The sequence below is a fragment of the Geminicoccaceae bacterium genome, assembly GCA_020638465.1.
Classification (GTDB): domain Bacteria; phylum Pseudomonadota; class Alphaproteobacteria; order Geminicoccales; family Geminicoccaceae; genus JAGREO01.
Window position 1 is genome coordinate 912334 of record JACKIM010000001.1, and the last position, 16538, is coordinate 928871.

Annotated in this window: 13 protein-coding genes; 3 read left to right on the top strand and 10 right to left on the bottom strand. The window is 62.8% G+C overall.

Annotation, left to right across the window (positions count from 1 at the left end; all coding sequences use genetic code 11):
- Window positions 1–4: 4 nt before the first annotated feature.
- From H6851_04360 to H6851_04405, 10 genes are all read right to left on the bottom strand, one after another.
- A complete protein-coding gene (locus H6851_04360) occupies window positions 5–1078 on the bottom strand; it encodes a carbohydrate ABC transporter permease (GenBank protein ID MCB9942835.1) in 1074 nt (357 codons plus the stop codon).
- A 1-nt stretch (window position 1079) separates the two neighbouring features.
- The gene (locus H6851_04365) at window positions 1080–1955 is read right to left on the bottom strand and encodes a sugar ABC transporter permease (protein ID MCB9942836.1); all 876 of its coding nucleotides are present in this window, start codon (window positions 1953–1955) and stop codon (window positions 1080–1082) included.
- Window positions 1956–2060: 105 nt separating this feature from the next.
- Window positions 2061–3434 (bottom strand): extracellular solute-binding protein, encoded by a 1374-nt coding sequence (locus H6851_04370; protein ID MCB9942837.1) that lies wholly within the window; start codon window positions 3432–3434, stop codon window positions 2061–2063.
- 159 nt (window positions 3435–3593) lie between these two features.
- A complete protein-coding gene (locus tag H6851_04375) occupies window positions 3594–5819 on the bottom strand; it encodes a S8 family serine peptidase (protein ID MCB9942838.1) in 2226 nt (741 codons plus the stop codon).
- Between the two features lie 14 nt (window positions 5820–5833).
- Window positions 5834–7039: a phosphatase PAP2 family protein gene (locus H6851_04380; protein MCB9942839.1), complete on the bottom strand. Its 1206-nt coding sequence runs from the start codon at window positions 7037–7039 to the stop codon at window positions 5834–5836.
- Window positions 7040–7186: 147 nt separating this feature from the next.
- Window positions 7187–8677 (bottom strand): hypothetical protein, encoded by a 1491-nt coding sequence (locus H6851_04385; protein ID MCB9942840.1) that lies wholly within the window; start codon window positions 8675–8677, stop codon window positions 7187–7189.
- A 594-nt stretch (window positions 8678–9271) separates the two neighbouring features.
- Window positions 9272–10066 carry a xanthine dehydrogenase family protein subunit M gene (locus tag H6851_04390; GenBank protein ID MCB9942841.1) on the bottom strand — a complete coding sequence of 265 codons (795 nt, stop codon included), beginning with the start codon at window positions 10064–10066 and terminating at the stop codon, window positions 9272–9274.
- Window positions 10067–10087: 21 nt separating this feature from the next.
- Window positions 10088–12448: a xanthine dehydrogenase family protein molybdopterin-binding subunit gene (locus tag H6851_04395; GenBank protein MCB9942842.1), complete on the bottom strand. Its 2361-nt coding sequence runs from the start codon at window positions 12446–12448 to the stop codon at window positions 10088–10090.
- A gap of 11 nt (window positions 12449–12459) precedes the next feature.
- Complete coding sequence (locus tag H6851_04400) at window positions 12460–12939, bottom strand: (2Fe-2S)-binding protein (GenBank protein MCB9942843.1); 480 nt, start codon at window positions 12937–12939, stop codon at window positions 12460–12462.
- A gap of 36 nt (window positions 12940–12975) precedes the next feature.
- Window positions 12976–13788, bottom strand: a complete 813-nt coding sequence (locus H6851_04405; GenBank protein MCB9942844.1) for a carbon monoxide dehydrogenase subunit G — start codon at window positions 13786–13788, stop codon at window positions 12976–12978.
- Between the two features lie 210 nt (window positions 13789–13998).
- Between H6851_04405 and H6851_04410 the strand changes: the two genes are divergently transcribed.
- The 3 genes from H6851_04410 to H6851_04420 are packed head-to-tail and all read left to right on the top strand — an operon-like array spanning window position 13999 to window position 16477.
- Window positions 13999–14199 carry a hypothetical protein gene (locus H6851_04410; protein MCB9942845.1) on the top strand — a complete coding sequence of 67 codons (201 nt, stop codon included), beginning with the start codon at window positions 13999–14001 and terminating at the stop codon, window positions 14197–14199.
- A complete protein-coding gene (locus H6851_04415) occupies window positions 14196–15605 on the top strand; it encodes an amidase (protein MCB9942846.1) in 1410 nt (469 codons plus the stop codon). The genes H6851_04410 and H6851_04415 overlap by 4 nt, the downstream gene beginning before the upstream one ends.
- A 59-nt stretch (window positions 15606–15664) precedes the next feature.
- Window positions 15665–16477, top strand: a complete 813-nt coding sequence (locus tag H6851_04420) for a DMT family transporter (protein MCB9942847.1) — start codon at window positions 15665–15667, stop codon at window positions 16475–16477.
- Window positions 16478–16538: the final 61 nt, after the last annotated feature.

Genomic DNA, 16538 nt, shown 5'->3' on the forward strand with positions numbered 1-16538 from the left:
GACCCTATCCCTTGATGCCGCCGATGTTCATCTGCACCAGGTATTTCTGGCAGAACAGGTACAGCAATACCGATGGAATGACGTAGAAAACCGCGACCGCGGCGACGATGCCGTAGTCGACACCCATGATGTCGTCGCTGACCCAGAAGATGTAGAGGCTCATCACCCAGTTCTGCTTGTCGAACAACAGGGTACGGACGAAGACATACTCCTCGAACCCCTTGATGAAGGCGAAGACACCGACGGCGAGCAGCCCCACCTTGACCTGCGGCAGCACCACCATGAGAAATGCCTGCCGCCGCGACGCGCCGTCGGTCAGTGCCGACATCTCGATGTCCCACGGAACCGCGTCGAAGAAGCCCTTCATGATGAAGATGGCGAACGGCAGCTCCAGCGTGGTCACCACCAGCAGCACGCCGGTGAGCGTGTCCAGCATCCCGCTCCAGTACATGAGCAGGAAGATCGGAATGATGAGCGTCATCGCCGGAAAGGCGTGCAGGATGAGCAGGCTCTGCAGGAACGCCTGCCGTCCGGCGAACTGGAACCGCGAGAGATAATAGCCGGCCAGCGTGCTGACGAAGAGCACCAGCACCGTCTGGGCGCCGGCGAGCATGAGCGAGTTGCCGAAGGCCAGCCAGACCGACGGGAACTGGCTCTCGGTCGTCGCCTGCCGCCTTCCTTCCAGATCCTGCACGAAATTAGAATTGTGCAGAAAGACGTAATTTCCCAAATGAAGCTGGTCGCCAATCGAGACGATGATCGCCATCGCCGCCGCCACGAGGATGGCCGCAGCCGCGTAGAGCCTCCTCATCCGGTCCTCGACGAAGGCGTTGACCAGACCGATGCCGACGATGGTGGGAACGAGGATCGCCGAGGATTTCCACAGCACGATGGATTCGACGCCGCCGGTCTTGGCCGATACCGAGATCGTGAACATCCAGAAATAGGGAAGCATCACCGGCAGCGACACGGTGACGAGAAACGCGATCAGCAGACCCTGATTGCGCTTCGCCTCGAAACGGCCGCGCGCGGCGAGCGCATCCCACTCGGCCTGTTCGATCCTGCGCGTGGCGGTCATCTCACTGCACCTCGATGCGCGGATGCTGGAGCAGCCGTTTCATGTCGAAGAAACGCCACATGGCCAGCGATGCGGCAATACCAATCAGGACCAGCAACAATGCCAGTGCCGCACCATAGGCATACTGGCCGTTGTCGAAGGCCCGCTTGTAGACATAGAGGGCATAGACCGTGGTATCGTAGAATGGTCCGCCATTGGTGATCAGCCAGATGTACTCGAAGCTCACCAGCAGCGAGAGCGTCTGGTACACGGTGATGAATGACAGGGGCCAGCGGATGGCAGGAAGGGTAATGTGCCATGTGATGGCCAGTGGCCCGGCGCCATCGGCGCGCGCCGCGTGGAACAGGTGCTCGGGGATCGAGCGGATGGCGCTGGTGAAGATGATCATGCCCATCGACGCGCCGATGAAGCCGTTGGCAATGACGATCAGCACCACCGGATAATCGGTGCGCATGTCGATCGTCCCGAAACCGAGAAATCCGTGCAGCACCTGGTTGATGAGACCACGCTCGGTCGGGCTCGCCACCCATATCCACAGGAGCGAGTAGACCACCGACGGGCTCATGCGCGGAAGAAGCCACACGGCGCGGAAGAAACCGCCGATGCGGTCCGGAACCGCCGTCGTTGTCAGGGCGAGGATGAGGCCGAAGGTGACGTTGAAGATCGCCAGCGTGAAGAAGACATAGATCGCCGTCAGCGCCAGTGTCGGCAGGATGCGGCGGTCGCCGGTCAGCATCCGCTCGAAATTGGCGGTGGTGAGTTCATGGATCTTCAGCGACCTTCCCATGTCGGTGAAGGCGACGAACACATCGACGATCACCGGCAAGAGGAAGAACAGGGCGAGCAGGAAGATGGCCGGTCCGAGGAAGATGACCATGTTCTGCCATTGGCGCGATTGCGTGCTCAGGGCGTTCGTCCCGGATCATGGCCGGCCGGAGCGGAGAGAGCACCCCGGCCGGACACATGTGGCGTTCAGGTCGGTTCAGTCGAGCACGACGAGTTCGTCACCGAGTTCGCCCTGCATCTCCTCCACCACGAAGGCCGCGGCATCGGCCGGGTCGAGCTTGCCCGTCTCGACCGCCTGGATGCCCTTGTAGACCAGAGCGTTGTAGGGACCGATCATGGCATGATTGGGCATGAACGAACTGTAGTCGAGCATGGGCGCACCGGCACGCAGCGCCCAGCCCTCTTCGAGGAACAGCGGCATCGCCGTCTGGCCATAATTGATAGGCGTGTGGCCGGTGGTTACGGCATGGGCGGTATTGAGCACGTCCTGACTGGCAAGGCCGACGATGTAGGACGCCAGTTCGGGATGCTCGCTCTTGCCCGACACCACATAGATGATGGGATGGCTCAGATTGGCCGGCTGGCCGCCCTTTTCCGCCGGCGGGGCATTGGTCCAGCCGATGGCCTTGAAATAGCTGTCCTTGTCGAGGCCGCGTGCCTCAAGCTGGGCCGGGACGTTCCAGATCCCGTGAAACTTGATGAAGGCGCTCTTTTCGGCGCGGAAGGCAGCGTGCACCGAATCCCAGTCCCATGAGGTCATGTTCTCCGGAATGACACCGTTATCCACGGCATATTTGAGCCACTCGAAGAAAGCCGTCAGCCCCTTCTCGGAGACCTGGAGCTTGTTGTTCTCCTCGTCGTAGATATCGTTGCCGAAGACCGCCATCAGCATCTGGAAATCGGGACCGACATTCGGACGGTGGAGAATGCCGTACTTGGCGGCACCGGCGTCGACGACCTCCTTGGCGAGGTCGGTCATGTCGTAGATGGTGAAGTCACCGCTGTTGACCGCATCCGGCAGGCCGTCGATGAACGCCTCGTCCTTGCCGATCTTGCGCAGCATGTCCTTGTCGTAGAAGAACATGCGCACTTCGGAATCCTGCGGTACACCGTAGATGCCGCCCTTGTAGCTCACCGCCTGCCACAGGGTCCTGATGATGTCACCATACAGCTCGGGATTGGCCCCGATGTGGTCGTCGAGCCTGTAGGCGTATCCCTCCTCGACGAACGCGCCGATCCATTCATGCGCGAGCACGTAGATGTCCGGCCCCTTGTCGACGGCGAAGGCCTTCAACATGTCGAGGGCGTCGTCGTCGAAGCCCTTGGCGTTGTTCTCGAACACGTCGACCTTGACGGTCGTGTCGCTGCCGGAGGCCGCGAGCATCCGGTTGAGCTCATCGGCGGCGGCCACGATGTTGCCGGCCCGCAATGGCCCCGAGCGGTCGGCACGGGACCACAACTTGAGCACGATCTCTTCGGCGGACGCCGAAACAGGGATGTTGCTTGCCGCCATCACCGACAGACAAAGGGCGGCACCCGCAAGCAGGCGGCGGGTCAAGGGCATCGGCATGAATCATCTCCCCTGGAGGCTCGTTGGATCCCAGTGCTTTTCTCGTTGTCGCCGATGACAACCTGATGACAATAACCTCAGGCGTTGGATTTAGCCAGTTTGATGACAGAACCATGACAGGAACGCCTTCGCATCGGCGACAACGTCGACGAGCCTCGTCTACGACGTGGGGACGAGGGGCGGTGCGGCCCCTGCTTCGGGAACCTGGCGTCGCATGCGTCTGGGCCAGGGCTGCGGCCCCACCCTGCCCGCACCGGCGCGCCGGCTGTCGAGGGCGATGTAGGAGGGCGGGGGCTGCGGCTGGTCGCGGCCGAGACTTTCCTCGAAGGTGTCGATCTCCTCCCTGATCCGTTGTCGTATCGCAGAAGGTGTCAGGGTGGGGTCATTGGCCAGAAGATCGGCAATCCGCCGGGCAATCTGCGGCGATGCCACGCTCGTACCATTGAGGACCACTGTCGAACCACTGTGCGTACCGGCAGCCAGCACACCGGGCAGGCCGCGCGAGTAGTCCGCGGGTGCGGCGGCGTCGGGCCGGCGGCCGTTACCGAAAGCGGTCGACGAGTAGGCCGTCTCGTGGCTGTTTCCCCCACGTCCGGAATAGTGACCGGACGAGAGATAGGCGCCGGCGATGAAGAACGGATCGTCATCGCCCGCGCCGCCATCGGTGGCCAGTCCGTTGATCGTGCCCTCGCGGCGAACCACCGACGAGGTTTCGGCGGGGTCGCCGACAAGCACATCGCCATCCGGCGTGAACCGCTCGTAGGACGGCTCGTCGAAATAGGATTGCCTGGCCTGCACACGGCTGCCGAACGGCGGTTCGTCGCGGGCGATCCAGGCCATGATGCGCGCTTCGGCCGGAACGGCGCCACCCGGCACCTCGTAGCGCAGCTCGAAGCGCCAGATCCCGGAGGGAATGCCGCGCCGGAGGACGGGTTTTCCCGCAAGCCACGGATCGGCCGGAATCTCCGTGGGTGCCAGGCAGACGACAAGCCGCCTGAGACCACCGGGAACCGGTTGATGATACCACAGCAGACCAGCTACGTCGGCATCCTTCCCGCCATCGGGATCGACGAGCAGTTGCGCACAATCCGGATGGGAGAACTCGGTCTCCTGTCCACCATCTCCTTGCGTAACCGGTCGCCCGTCCGGCGCGGTCAGTTTCAACACGACCTTTCCGGCATTTTCCGGAAACCACACCTCCATATAGCTTGCGGTCTGGTCGGCCGGCTGCAACCGCCATGGCAACGTTATGGAAGTGGCACCGGGTGCCGAGTGGGCATGACCTCGCGCGAGATTCGAGTTGCCCGCCGGCAACAGCAATGTGACTTCTCCGCCACCACGTGCCTTGTGGTTGGCGATCAGCAACCGCGTCACCCGTTCGATCACGTGGCGCCCGTCATGTGGTCCGCTGGTGATGCCATAGCTGAAATTGACGACTACGGGCAGCTTGCGGCCGTCGGCGAAAGCTGCCTGCATGTCCCGGACCCGTTGCAGCACATATTGCAATCCGGTGAGAAAATAGTGGTGAAGACGATATCCGGATGTGTCGAGTGCGATCTCGCGCGGCAGGGCGACAGTGACGATCCGCCGGTCGGCGGCATCCTCGGCGCCCGCCGCCAGATCGGCGACAGCCGTGCCATGACCGGCGCGCCCCGCCAGCGCATTGACCCCGTGCCGGCGATAGTCGACCAGTCCCAGCGCGCGCAGGACCCGATCCTCCGGGCCACCATCCCCGTTTTCCGAAACAGCCGCGTCAATTCCGTCCCGGTCGATCTCCCGGCCGAACGGCACCGTCGTTCCGCCCGGCTCGCCATCCTGGATCCAGGCGAAGTCGATCCGGGATTGTCCATCGGCATCGCGGAAATTGCGATGAGCCAGATTGAAGGCATCGTCGATGATCGCCGTCACCACCGACGGCCGGGCCTTCCCGGGCGACCAGCTTGTGGCGGGCTCGATCGAGGCGTCTGCCGCGTCGGGACGGGTCAGGAGCGTTGCATCGACCGGTACGAACGACTCCATGGGCCTGTCGTCATCGCCCGTTGCATCGTGGCCCCCATGTCCGGCGAGTTGCCCGGCCAGCCCGCGAGCCAGCTCGTCACCGTGGTCTCCATGCTCGCGCCGGTCGGGTCGCACGAAGCGGACGATGCCCGGCTGCCGTGGCGCCACGCCGCCGCCGCCATTCTCGCCGTTCATGCTCGCGAGGGCCGCATGATCGATGACCGAAAGGCAGTCCGGCTTCCTCCTCCGACCGGTGATCGCATAATCGAAATGGCGCCCCCAGCCGGCCAGCCAGACGCTGACGGGATCGACGGGTGGATGGGGCGGGCCTTTCGCCCCACGGTGCGCCGGATCGAAGAGAGGCCCGCGAAGCTGGTAACTGGTCATGGGTCATCTCCCCTTCATGCCGCCGCGTCCTCAAGCTCCCTGCGCGCCTCGTTCCACAGCCATTGCAGCGGTGCGGAGACATCGACGGGACTGGTGCCCGCCTGAAGCGTGACGATGCCGCCATCCATGTCCGTGCGTTGTCCGTTCCTGAACAGGTCGCCCGGCAGGAAGTCCGTGGACCCCATCGCGTTGCCGTCGAAGGTGGCCGTTCCCAGTTGGAGAGTGCCACCGCCGGCACGGTTGATGAAATATTCTCCCAGGGCGAGGCCGAGCATGGCGCCCGCCACGCTGTCGGCCGGAAAATGGACACCGGCGACCGTGCGATTGATGGCGATGCGCGCGGCCTGTGCCATCAGCATGGCTTCAAGCCGGTCAGGCAGGTGCCCCGTACCCTGGGCCAGCTCCAGGAGCACACGGGCGGCACAGAAAGCCTCCGTCGAATGGCCGCTCGGCAACGCGCCATGCGCCGGAGTCCGGATGATCGGCTGGATCTCCGCCGACATGGTATCCGGCCTCTTGCAGGCGAGCGCGTGCTTGACCCGGATCGTGACATGCGAGGCGAATTTCTGGCAGGCGGCCACCAGTTCCATGACATAGCCGTGGCGTTCGGGATGCAGCCCCATGACGGTAGCAAAAAAGCCGGTGGGATAACCGACCTGGTCGAGGATCTCGGATGCGCGGTCGGCACGCAGGTCGGCATAATTCGCCACCAGTGTCAGTTGCTGGCGAAACACGTCCATCGGTGGACGAATGATGTCGACAAGCTTGTGATATTGCGCGCCCTTCGGCACGCCATCCTCGGCGGGGGCATTCATATGCAGATGCGAGACTGTGGCCATCGTATCAGACTGACTACTGGAGGTTTTCCTGTACCCGACGACAGCAACACGAGACAGGAGTTCCATATCGAACACCAGTGAGCGGACGATGGTTGACCATTTGCCCATGTTCCGTGCCGCTTCGCCATCCAGCGGCTGCGGCATGCTGGCCGGCGCATCCCAGAAACCGGCGATGCCGTCGCGCGTCGCTATGAGCGAAGTGGCGGAGGCGGGCGCTGAATTGCCCAAACCGGTGAGGCCGGTAAGCCCCGTGAGACCCGTCAGGCCGGTGAGCCCCGTCAAACCCGTCAGGCCGGTAAGGCCCGTGAGACCGGTCAATCCGGTGAGACCCGTGAGTCCTGTCAATCCCGTCAAACCTGTGAGACCCGTCAAACCCGTCATGATACAAATCCTCCTTCATTAAAATTCGGCGAATACCTTTCAGACCCAGGTCATTCCCCGATCAGGGGAAATGACCTGATCGAGATGGAATGGCATGAACCAAATATTCCCCAAGCAATGCCCGACCGGAATCGGGCGGAAAAAACTTCAGGAAAGCCCGACCTTGCGAAAGGCCCTGGCACATATCTTGCCTACCGAAAATCCCGCGGCAGGATGGTAATCTTCATAGTTCCTGACGGAAAAACCCGGCTCGATACGCATGAGGCGGGCCGCATATTTGCGCGCCTCATCCTCCCTTCCGAGTTCGACAAGCGCCGGAATCAGGCTGCGATAAGTCGAATTGTGACGTCCGTTGACCTTCAGGGAGTCCTCGGCGAACCGAACCGCATCCTCATATCGGCCCGCGGCCACGGCCGCCGACGCCGACAGCGAATCATAGAGAAATCTGTGGGGGTCGAGAGGGGACAGCCGGCAGGCCCTGGCAGCCGACTGCACCGCAGTCTCGCCCTCGTCCTTGAAGGTTTCCATCACACTCTTGAACAGCCACGCCAGTGAATTGTTGGGATTGATGCGAAGAGCCTGATCGTAGCTCTCGCCCGCATCAACGAAATTCTTCGTGAAAAACGTCTTGGCCAGGCCGTCCATCGCGAGCGAGAACGAGCAGTGCGGATTGGCATCCAGCGCCCTGTTCACGTGATCGAGCGCGATCCGGCCGTCCTTCGCCCGGTCGATGCTCCAGCCCTGCTGGATCGACAGGTTGTACCACTGTGCCAGCCATGCATTCAGGATCGACGAATTCGGTATCCGGGCCAGCAGTTCCTCAAGCTGGGTCCGCGATCTTGCGAAAAGGTTGAGGCGAAGTTCGTGCATGAGCGCGATGCTGGACATCAGCAACCGGTGGCTTTCGAGATCCGGCAACGGTTCGGTGGATGCCAGATCGATCGAATGGTAGACGATGGTCTGGCCGACCTGCTGCCCGATCTGCCAGATCGCCTCCTTGTCGCCGTTGAGGAAATCACTCAGATCCACCTGAAAATCGCTGGTCCAGATGATCTTGCCGCGATCGACGTCGATAAGGTCGATATCCAGCCGCAAGTGCCGTGCGTAGGGCACAAACTGCCCCTGGATCGCATAGTCGACATCGAGCAGCTGGCGTAGCTGTTGCAGGTCGGTCGTCCGGGAATCGATCTTGCGGCTGCTGAGATGCGAGATCACATCGATCAGCGACGAGCGGGCCATGGCCCGGGTCAGTTCCGCCGCAAGCACGTCACCGACCGCGTCATCGCCCGGTTGAACACCGAAGCCGGTAAAGGGCAGCACGGCGATCGATGGAAGCAGCCGCTGGTCAGCGGGAACATCCTTCTGCCCGGGGGTCGGCGACACCTGCTGACTGGCGCGTCTTTCGCTCAACCAGTTCCGGAAACCGGGCTCGTCGATGTCGAGACCCTCCAGCAACTGCCCATCGCCCTCGTCGCCGACGATCTCGAAGCATTCGGGGCGCAGCTGGATCTGGTCATGTCCGATGTCGAAGAAGTGCTCGCATTGCCCGCCAAATACCGCCCGCAGCGTGCGAAGGGACTGACGCAGGCTGGCACGGCCATGTTCGGTACCAACGCGGCCCCACAGCTTGTCCTGCAACCAGGACCTTGTTCTGACCCCTCGTGGATCAAGGGCCAGGAGGGCAATCATCGCCTTCAGCTTGCTACCCTTCAGGGGAACATCTTCGCCCGAAGGCCACGCAACCCAGAATGCGCCATATAGTCCTATTTTTAGCTTTTTTGGTTCCACATCCACCGCCCCTATTCACAACTTGATTTAATACGCTTAATATGCAAAGGACTAAATACGAGATTCACGAAGTATTTACATAAATTTCACGATTGATTACCCCATGAGGGCGATAGGTTGAAATTGTTCAAATTTGGATAAGAAATGAAATATGACACATGACTCAATCTCTGAAATCCGCGACTTGGCGGAATTTTGCGAACGTTGGCAGTCACTTCGCCATCTGGTGTCCAAAGATAGCCTCGACGAGACAATCCATAGTCCGCAAACAAGATCGGTAGTGGAATGGCTGGTTCTGCTGGCGGATCGTGCCTGTACGGACTTCGACCATTCCTCGGATGATCTCCCCACCAGCCGTTGATGCCCTGTTCCTGTCTTTGGCGTATCCATAAAAAAGGGGGCTCTCATGGAGCCCCCTCTCCTTTCATGCGCGAAAGGCGCGTATCACCCCGCCTTGGCAACGGCCCGCTTGGTCATCACCCCCACCAGATGCGCACGATATTCGGCACTGGCATGAATATCGCTGTTGAGATCATTGGGATCGGTGGAAATTCCCGCTACCGCATCCGCACTCCAGTTGGAGGCCAGTGCCTGTTCGGCTCCTTCATGACGGAACACTGTTCCCCCGGCACCGGTGATCGCCACTCGCGGACCATTGGCGGTCTGCGCCACGAACGAACCGACCACGGCGTAACGTGATGCAGGATTGGGGAACTTCTCGTAAGCGGCCTTTGTCGGGGCCGGAAAGTGCACCGCCGTGATGATCTCGTCCTCTTCGAGGGCGGTCTCGAACATGCCGACGAAGAAGTCGTCACCGGCGATCTCGCGCTTGTTGGTGCGGACCGTCGCACCCAGCCCGACCACGGCCCCCGGATAATCCGCCGCCGGGTCATTGTTGGCGATCGATCCGCCGATCGTGCCGCGGTTGCGCACCTGCGGGTCGCCGATCCCCTCCGCCAGGGCCGCCAGCGCGGGAATCACCCGCTTGACCGCATCGGAATGGGCCACCTCGCCATGGGTGGTCATAGCTCCCACCGTGATCCCGCCATTTTCCTCGCGAATACCCTTGAGCTCCGCGATGGCGGACAGGTCGATGACATCCGAAGGCTGTGCCAGCCGCTGCTTGAGCGTCGGAATGTAGGTATGGCCGCCAGCCAGCAGCTTGGCATCCTCCGAGCCCGACAGCAGGCTCGATGCCTCGCTGACCGAACCGGGCTTGTGATATTTGAATGCGTACATGTCTTGATCTCTCCCCGGTGACTATTCGGCAGCCTGTTGCAGGGCCTGCCAGACCTTCTGCGGCGTGGCGGGCATCTCGACCCGTACGCCAATGGCGTTGGTGATGGCGTTGATGACCGCCGGCGGCGACCCGATGGCCCCGGCCTCGCCGCAGCCCTTCACGCCAAGCGAATTGGACGTGCAGGCCGTGCCGGACGTCGTATGCACCTCGAAGCTCGGCACATTGTCGGCCCGCGGCATGCAGTAATCCATGTACGATCCGGTCAGGAGCTGACCCGCCTCGTCATAGACGGCACTCTCGGTGAGCGCCTGGCCGATGCCCTGGGCAAGCCCGCCATGGACCTGTCCCTCGACGATCATCGGATTGATCACATTGCCGAAATCGTCCACGGCAACCAGCCTCTCGATGGTGGTCACGCCGGTTTCCGGATCGACTTCCACCTCGCAGACATACGTACCCGAGGGATAGGTGAAGTTGGGCGGATCGAAGAATGCGCCCTCTTCCATGCCCGGTTCGACCAGCCCCTGCGGGATGTGGTGCGGCACATAGGCCTCGAACACGATCTCGCCGATCGACTTCGAGCGGTCGGTACCGGCAACGGTGAAATTGCCATCCCTGAACTCGATGTCCGCCTCGGATGCCTCAAGCAGATGGGCCGCGATCTTCTTGCCCTTCTCGATGATCTTGTCACAGGACCTGGCAATGGCCTCACCGCCCACCGCCAGCGAGCGGGAACCGTAGGTGCCCATGCCCACCGGGGTCTTCTCGGTGTCGCCATGGATCACCTCGATGTCCTCGTAGGGTACGCCGAGCTTTTCGGCGACAAGCTGCGAGAAGGTCGTCTCGTGACCCTGGCCGTGACTGTGGGTCCCGGTGAGGACCTGCACCTTGCCGGTGTGGCTGAAGCGCACCTTGGCACTTTCCCAAAGGCCGACCCCCGCGCCGAGCGAGCCGACGACGGCCGAAGGGGCGATGCCGCAGGCCTCGATGTAGCAGGAAATGCCGATGCCACGCAGCTTGCCGCGCGCCCCGGACTCCGCCTTGCGGGCAGGAAAGCCGGCATAGTCCGCAACTTTCAACGCCGCATCCAGCGTCGCCTCGTAGTCGCCCGTGTCGTAGGTCAGGGCTACCGGCGTGGCGTAGGGGAACGCATCCTTGGGGATGAAGTTCTGCCGGCGGAACTCGGCCGGATCCTTGCCCAGTTCGACCGCCGCCTGATTGAACAGCGTCTCCAGCAGGAAGCTCGCCTCGGGCCGTCCGGCACCGCGATAGGCGTCCACCGGGGCGGTGTTGGTGTAGTACGCCTTCACATTGCAGAAGATCTCGGGCGTCTTGTACTGGCCGGCGAGCAGCGTTCCGTAGAGATAGGTCGGCACGCTGGAAGAGAATGTCGACATGTAGGCGCCGATATTGGCCTTCGTCTCGACCTTCAGCGCGGTGACATTGCCGTCGGCATCGGTGCCGAGTTTCGCCACCGAGATATGGTCGCGGCCGTGGCAGTCGGAAAGGAAGCTCTCGCTGCGCTCGGCCACCCATTTCACGGGACGTCCGTCGGTGAATTTCGACGCCCATGTGACGAGGCATTCCTCGCCATAGATGAAGATCTTCGAGCCGAAGCCACCACCGACGTCGGGACCGATGACCCGAAGCTTGTGCTCCGGCGCCACCTGGATGAAGGCCGACATCACCAGCCGGTGAACGTGCGGGTTCTGGCTGGTGACGAAACAGGTGAACTGGTCGAGGCCGCTGTCATAGGAGCCGATGGCGGCACGGGGTTCCATCGCGTTGGGCACGAGACGGTTGTTGACCAGTTCGATGGTCGTGACATGCGCCGAGGAGGCAAGCGTCTTGTCGATCGCCCCCTCCTCGACATTGCCGAGCACCCAGTCATAGATGAGGTTGTTCCCGACCTCATCATGCACCAGCGGACCCGCGTCGGTCTTCGCCAGATCCACCGAGACCGGCAGTTCGGCATATTCGACCTCGAGCGCCTCGGCGGCATCCTTGGCCTGCGCATAGGTTTCGGCGATGACCATGGCCACCCGGTCGCCGACATAGCGCACCTTGCCCTGTGCCAGCAGCGGATGCGGCCCCGCCTTCATCGGCGAGCCGTCCCTGGAGTGGACCATCCAGCCGCAGATCAGCGTCCCGAGCCCGGCGGCGGCGATATCCGTGCCGTCGAACACCCCGATGACACCGGGCATGTTCTCGACCGCGGCCTTGTCGACGCTGACGACCTTCGCATGGGCGTGCGGGCTGCGCACGAACACCGCGTGGACCTGGCCGCGCTGGTTGATGTCGTCGGTATAGCGACCCCGGCCGGTAATGAAGCGCTGATCCTCCTTGCGGGGGACGCTGGCTCCGATTCCCTTTTCTGCCATCCGAACGCTCCTTATTCGGCAGCCGAACGCATGGTTTCGGCGGCGGCCAGAATGGATTTCACGATATTGTGGTAACCCGTGCAACGGCAGATGTTGCCTTCGAGCCACTCGCGAACCTCTCGCTCGCTCGGGTTCGAGTTGTTCTGCAACAGATCGGCCGCCGACATGATCATGCCCGGCGTGCAGAAACCGCATTGCAGCCCGTGGTTCTCGCGGAAGGCCTCCTGGATCGGGTGCAGGGTTCCATCGGCAGCAGCCATGCCCTCGATGGTGCGGACCTCGGAACCGTCAACCTGTACTGCCAGCGTGGTGCATGACTTGACGCTCTTGCCGTCCACATGGACGACGCAACAGCCGCATTGCGATGTGTCGCAGCCGACATGGGTTCCGGTGAGTCCGAGGTTCGAGCGCAGGAACTCGACGAGCAGCGTCCGTTCCTCGACTTCACCCGATACCTTCTTGCCGTTCACGCTGAGTGAAATGGCGACCATGCGTTCAACCTCCCTTACTGAACTGGATAAGCGGCTTCAACCGCCGAAGAAAAGATAGAGCAGAATGAGGACGATGATGATTGCACCGATCCACAGGGTCTTGTTGCTGCCGGCGGACTCCGTCGCGGTCGCACTGGCGCGCTGTGAAGTGGTGGCGGATGCCGGAGGTGCGGCCTGCGAGGCACTGCCGGACACGGACGAGGCGGCGGTCTTCACCGAATCGGCGGCACTGCCCGCGGCTTCGGCTGCGTCGTGAACCGCTTCGCTTGTGGCATGGGCTGCGGAGGACGCCGCAGCGGAGACCGCCCCGGCCGCATCGCCCGCAGCATGGACCACACGATCCGCGACACTCCCGGCTGCATCCTGCGCAGTCGAAGAACCTCCCGATTGGGCAGCATAGCCATCGGGAAGATCCGAGACGATCTGGGAGAACTTGCCGAAGAACTCGTCGGCCATCTTCTTCGAGGTGCCCTGGATGAGCCTCGACCCGATCTGGGCGAGCTTGCCGCCAACCTCGGCCTTGGCGACGTAGCTCAGGACCGTTCCGTCACCGTCCTCGGCCAGCGATACATCGGCACCGCCCTTGGCAAAACCGGCGGCACCGCCCTTGCCTTCGCCAACGATGGAATAACTGACAGGAGCGTTGATATTCTCCAGTCGGACATTGCCCCCGAACCGGGCCTTGACCGGGCCGACCTTCGCCGTGACCTTGGCCTCAAGCTCGGTGTCCGAGACCTTGTTCAGCTCGTCACAGCCCGGTATGGCCTGCTTGAGCACTTCCGGATCGTTGAGTGCAGCCCATACCCGCTCTCGACGCGCCGGGATACGGTACTCGCCGCTCATGTCCATCAAGTATCTCCCTGAGGCGTTCCTTCCGACACTACAGCGATGTGCTGTACACCGACACCCGCCGCGTCGCAAGCGAGAGGCGGGTGTCGCCCTCCACCATACCTCAAGTGCCGGCGGCGACAATCCCGTCTCGTTCCCCGTCACGAGTATTCCTCTCGACGGTCGGTCGCAAAGGGGCTACTCGCAAAACTGACGACCGGGGAGGAGATCATGCACGATCGGGATACGGAACCGCAACCTTCGGATATCGCCGCTGCAGCCCGGCGGGAGGCCATCAGTGCCGGACAGAAGCTGTCCGGCGAGATCCGCGAGATCACCCGCGCCCTCGATTTCGACCTCGAACCTTCGAGCTTTCTCGTCGCCCTGGAGGATCTCGCTGAAAAATCCCGCGATGTGGAAGATGATCGGTGAGTGATATTCTCGATTTGAGCCTGAGCGAACTGGCGGATGCCATCTACATGCGCAGGCTGTCCTCCACCGAGGCCACGCAGGCCTCGATCCAAGCCTTCGAGGAGCATGGCGGCAGGCTCAATGCGGTCGTCGGGATCGACGCGCAGAGCGCCCTGGCGGATGCCGAACGCTGCGACGCGGAGTTGCAGGCGGGCCATCGGCGCGGCCGACTGCATGGCGTGCCGATGGCACACAAGGACATGTTCTACCGCAAGGGCCGTCCATGCGCCTCCGGCACGCGGCTGCGCCGGGATTTCGTGCCCGACGTGACCTCGACCGCCCTGCGACGGCTCGACGATGCGGGAGCACTCGACATCGGCCGCCTCAACATGGTCGAGTTCGCGCTGGGAATCACCGGCCACAATCGCCACACGGGCCACCCGCGCAACCCCTGGAACACCGACCACATCACCGGAGGCTCGTCGAGCGGTCCGGTGGCATCGGTGGCCGCGAGGCTGACGCCGGCGGCACTCGGCTCGGATACCGGCGGCTCGATCCGCGTTCCTGCCTGCTGTACCGGCCTGGTCGGCCTCAAGCCCACCTACGGCCGGGTCAGCCGCTACGGGGCGATGCCGCTGTCGCAATCGCTCGATCATGTCGGCGTCTTCACGCGCACGGCCCGTGATACCGCCATCCTGCTGGGCATACTCGCCGGCCATGACGACAACGATGCGCTTTCCAGCCGCCGCCCGGTACCGGACTACGAGCAGGCACTGGAAAACGGCCTCGAAGGCCAGCGCATCGGCTATGTCGCCGACCCCGGTCAGGTCGATATTTCCGGCGAGATCCTCGACCTTCTGGAGGAATCGCGGCGCGTCCTGGCCGATCTCGGTGCCGAGATGGTGCCGGTCGACCTGCCTAATTTCCATGCCCTCAATACGTTGCGCCGGGCGATCATGTTCGCCGAAGCCTGCGGCCATCACCTCGACTGGCTGGAAACCAGCCGCGAGCAGTACACCAGCGAGACGCTGGCACGCATGGAACTCGGGCTGGGCATCGACGTCGCCAGCTACCTGCGCGCGCGAAGCTGGCGGACCACCGCCCTGCGCCAGTTCGTGGCGGGGACCATGGCCGGGATCGACATGCTGCAGCTTCCCTGCGTACCGCAGCCCATTCCGCGCATCGACGATACGGACACCGGCGGCGATCCACGTTTCGTCAAGCTGTCCAACGAGTTCGGCCACTTCATCTTTCCGTTCAACTATCTGGGACTGCCCTCGATCTCGGTGCCGATCGAGCACACGGCCAGTGGCCTGCCGATGGCGATGCAACTGGTTGCCCGGCCCTTTGCCGAGGCCCGGCTGCTACAGGCGGCACACCAGTTCGACCGCGCCACCCAGTTCAGTTCGCGAAAGCCTCCGCTCTGAACGGCGTCATCGAGGACTCCGCCAGCCACGCCCGCGGTATCGGCCTGCTGCTGCTGGCCATGCTGCTGATGACGTTCATGGACGTGCTGAGCAAGCAGCTGGTTCCCGTCTACGGCCCGTATCAGGTGGCCTTCCTCCGCTACGCCATGTCGCTGCCGGTCGCGGCCGCCTTCATGCTGCACGCCACCGGCGGCAAGCTGCGGCGGCCCAGGATGCTGCTGCTCCAGGTCGTGCGCTGCGTCATCATCACCATCGAGCTGACCCTTGCCATCATGGCCTTCGGCATGATGCCTCTGGCCAATGCCCATGCGGTCTTCGCCGCCACGCCGCTGGTCATCACCGCACTGGCCGTACCGATCCTCGGCGAGAAGGTCGGCTGGCGACGATGGCTGGCGGTGGCCATGGGCTTCATCGGCGTCATGATCATCCTGCGGCCGGGCGATGCCAGCTTTCAGGCGGGCTATGTCATCGTGCTGGTGGCCACCCTGATGTTCGCCGTCTTCCAGATCATGACCCGCATCCTCACCCGCCACGAGAGCGTCGGCATGATCTTCTTCATCCAGATCGCGCTGGGCACGCTGCTGCTGGCGGTCCCGGCACTACTGGACTGGAAGACACCCACGGGTGCCGACTGGCTCAAACTTGCGGGTACGGCCATTCTGGGCAGCCTGTCTCACCTTCTCCTCATCAAGGCCTACTCGCTCGCCGCAGCCTCGATCCTCCAGCCCTTCAGCTACAGCCAGCTCCTCTGGGCAATCGTCCTCGGCATCGTGTTTTTCGGCGACATTCCCGACATGGCGACACTGACGGGCGCCTCGATCGTCGTCGGCGCGGGGATATTTGCGTGGTGGCGCAGCCGCGTGACGGCCTGAAGGTTGCAAAATACCGCACGATCGAGTTGTTTGTCGTCCGTTTGAAGCCGAGCGGAGCACC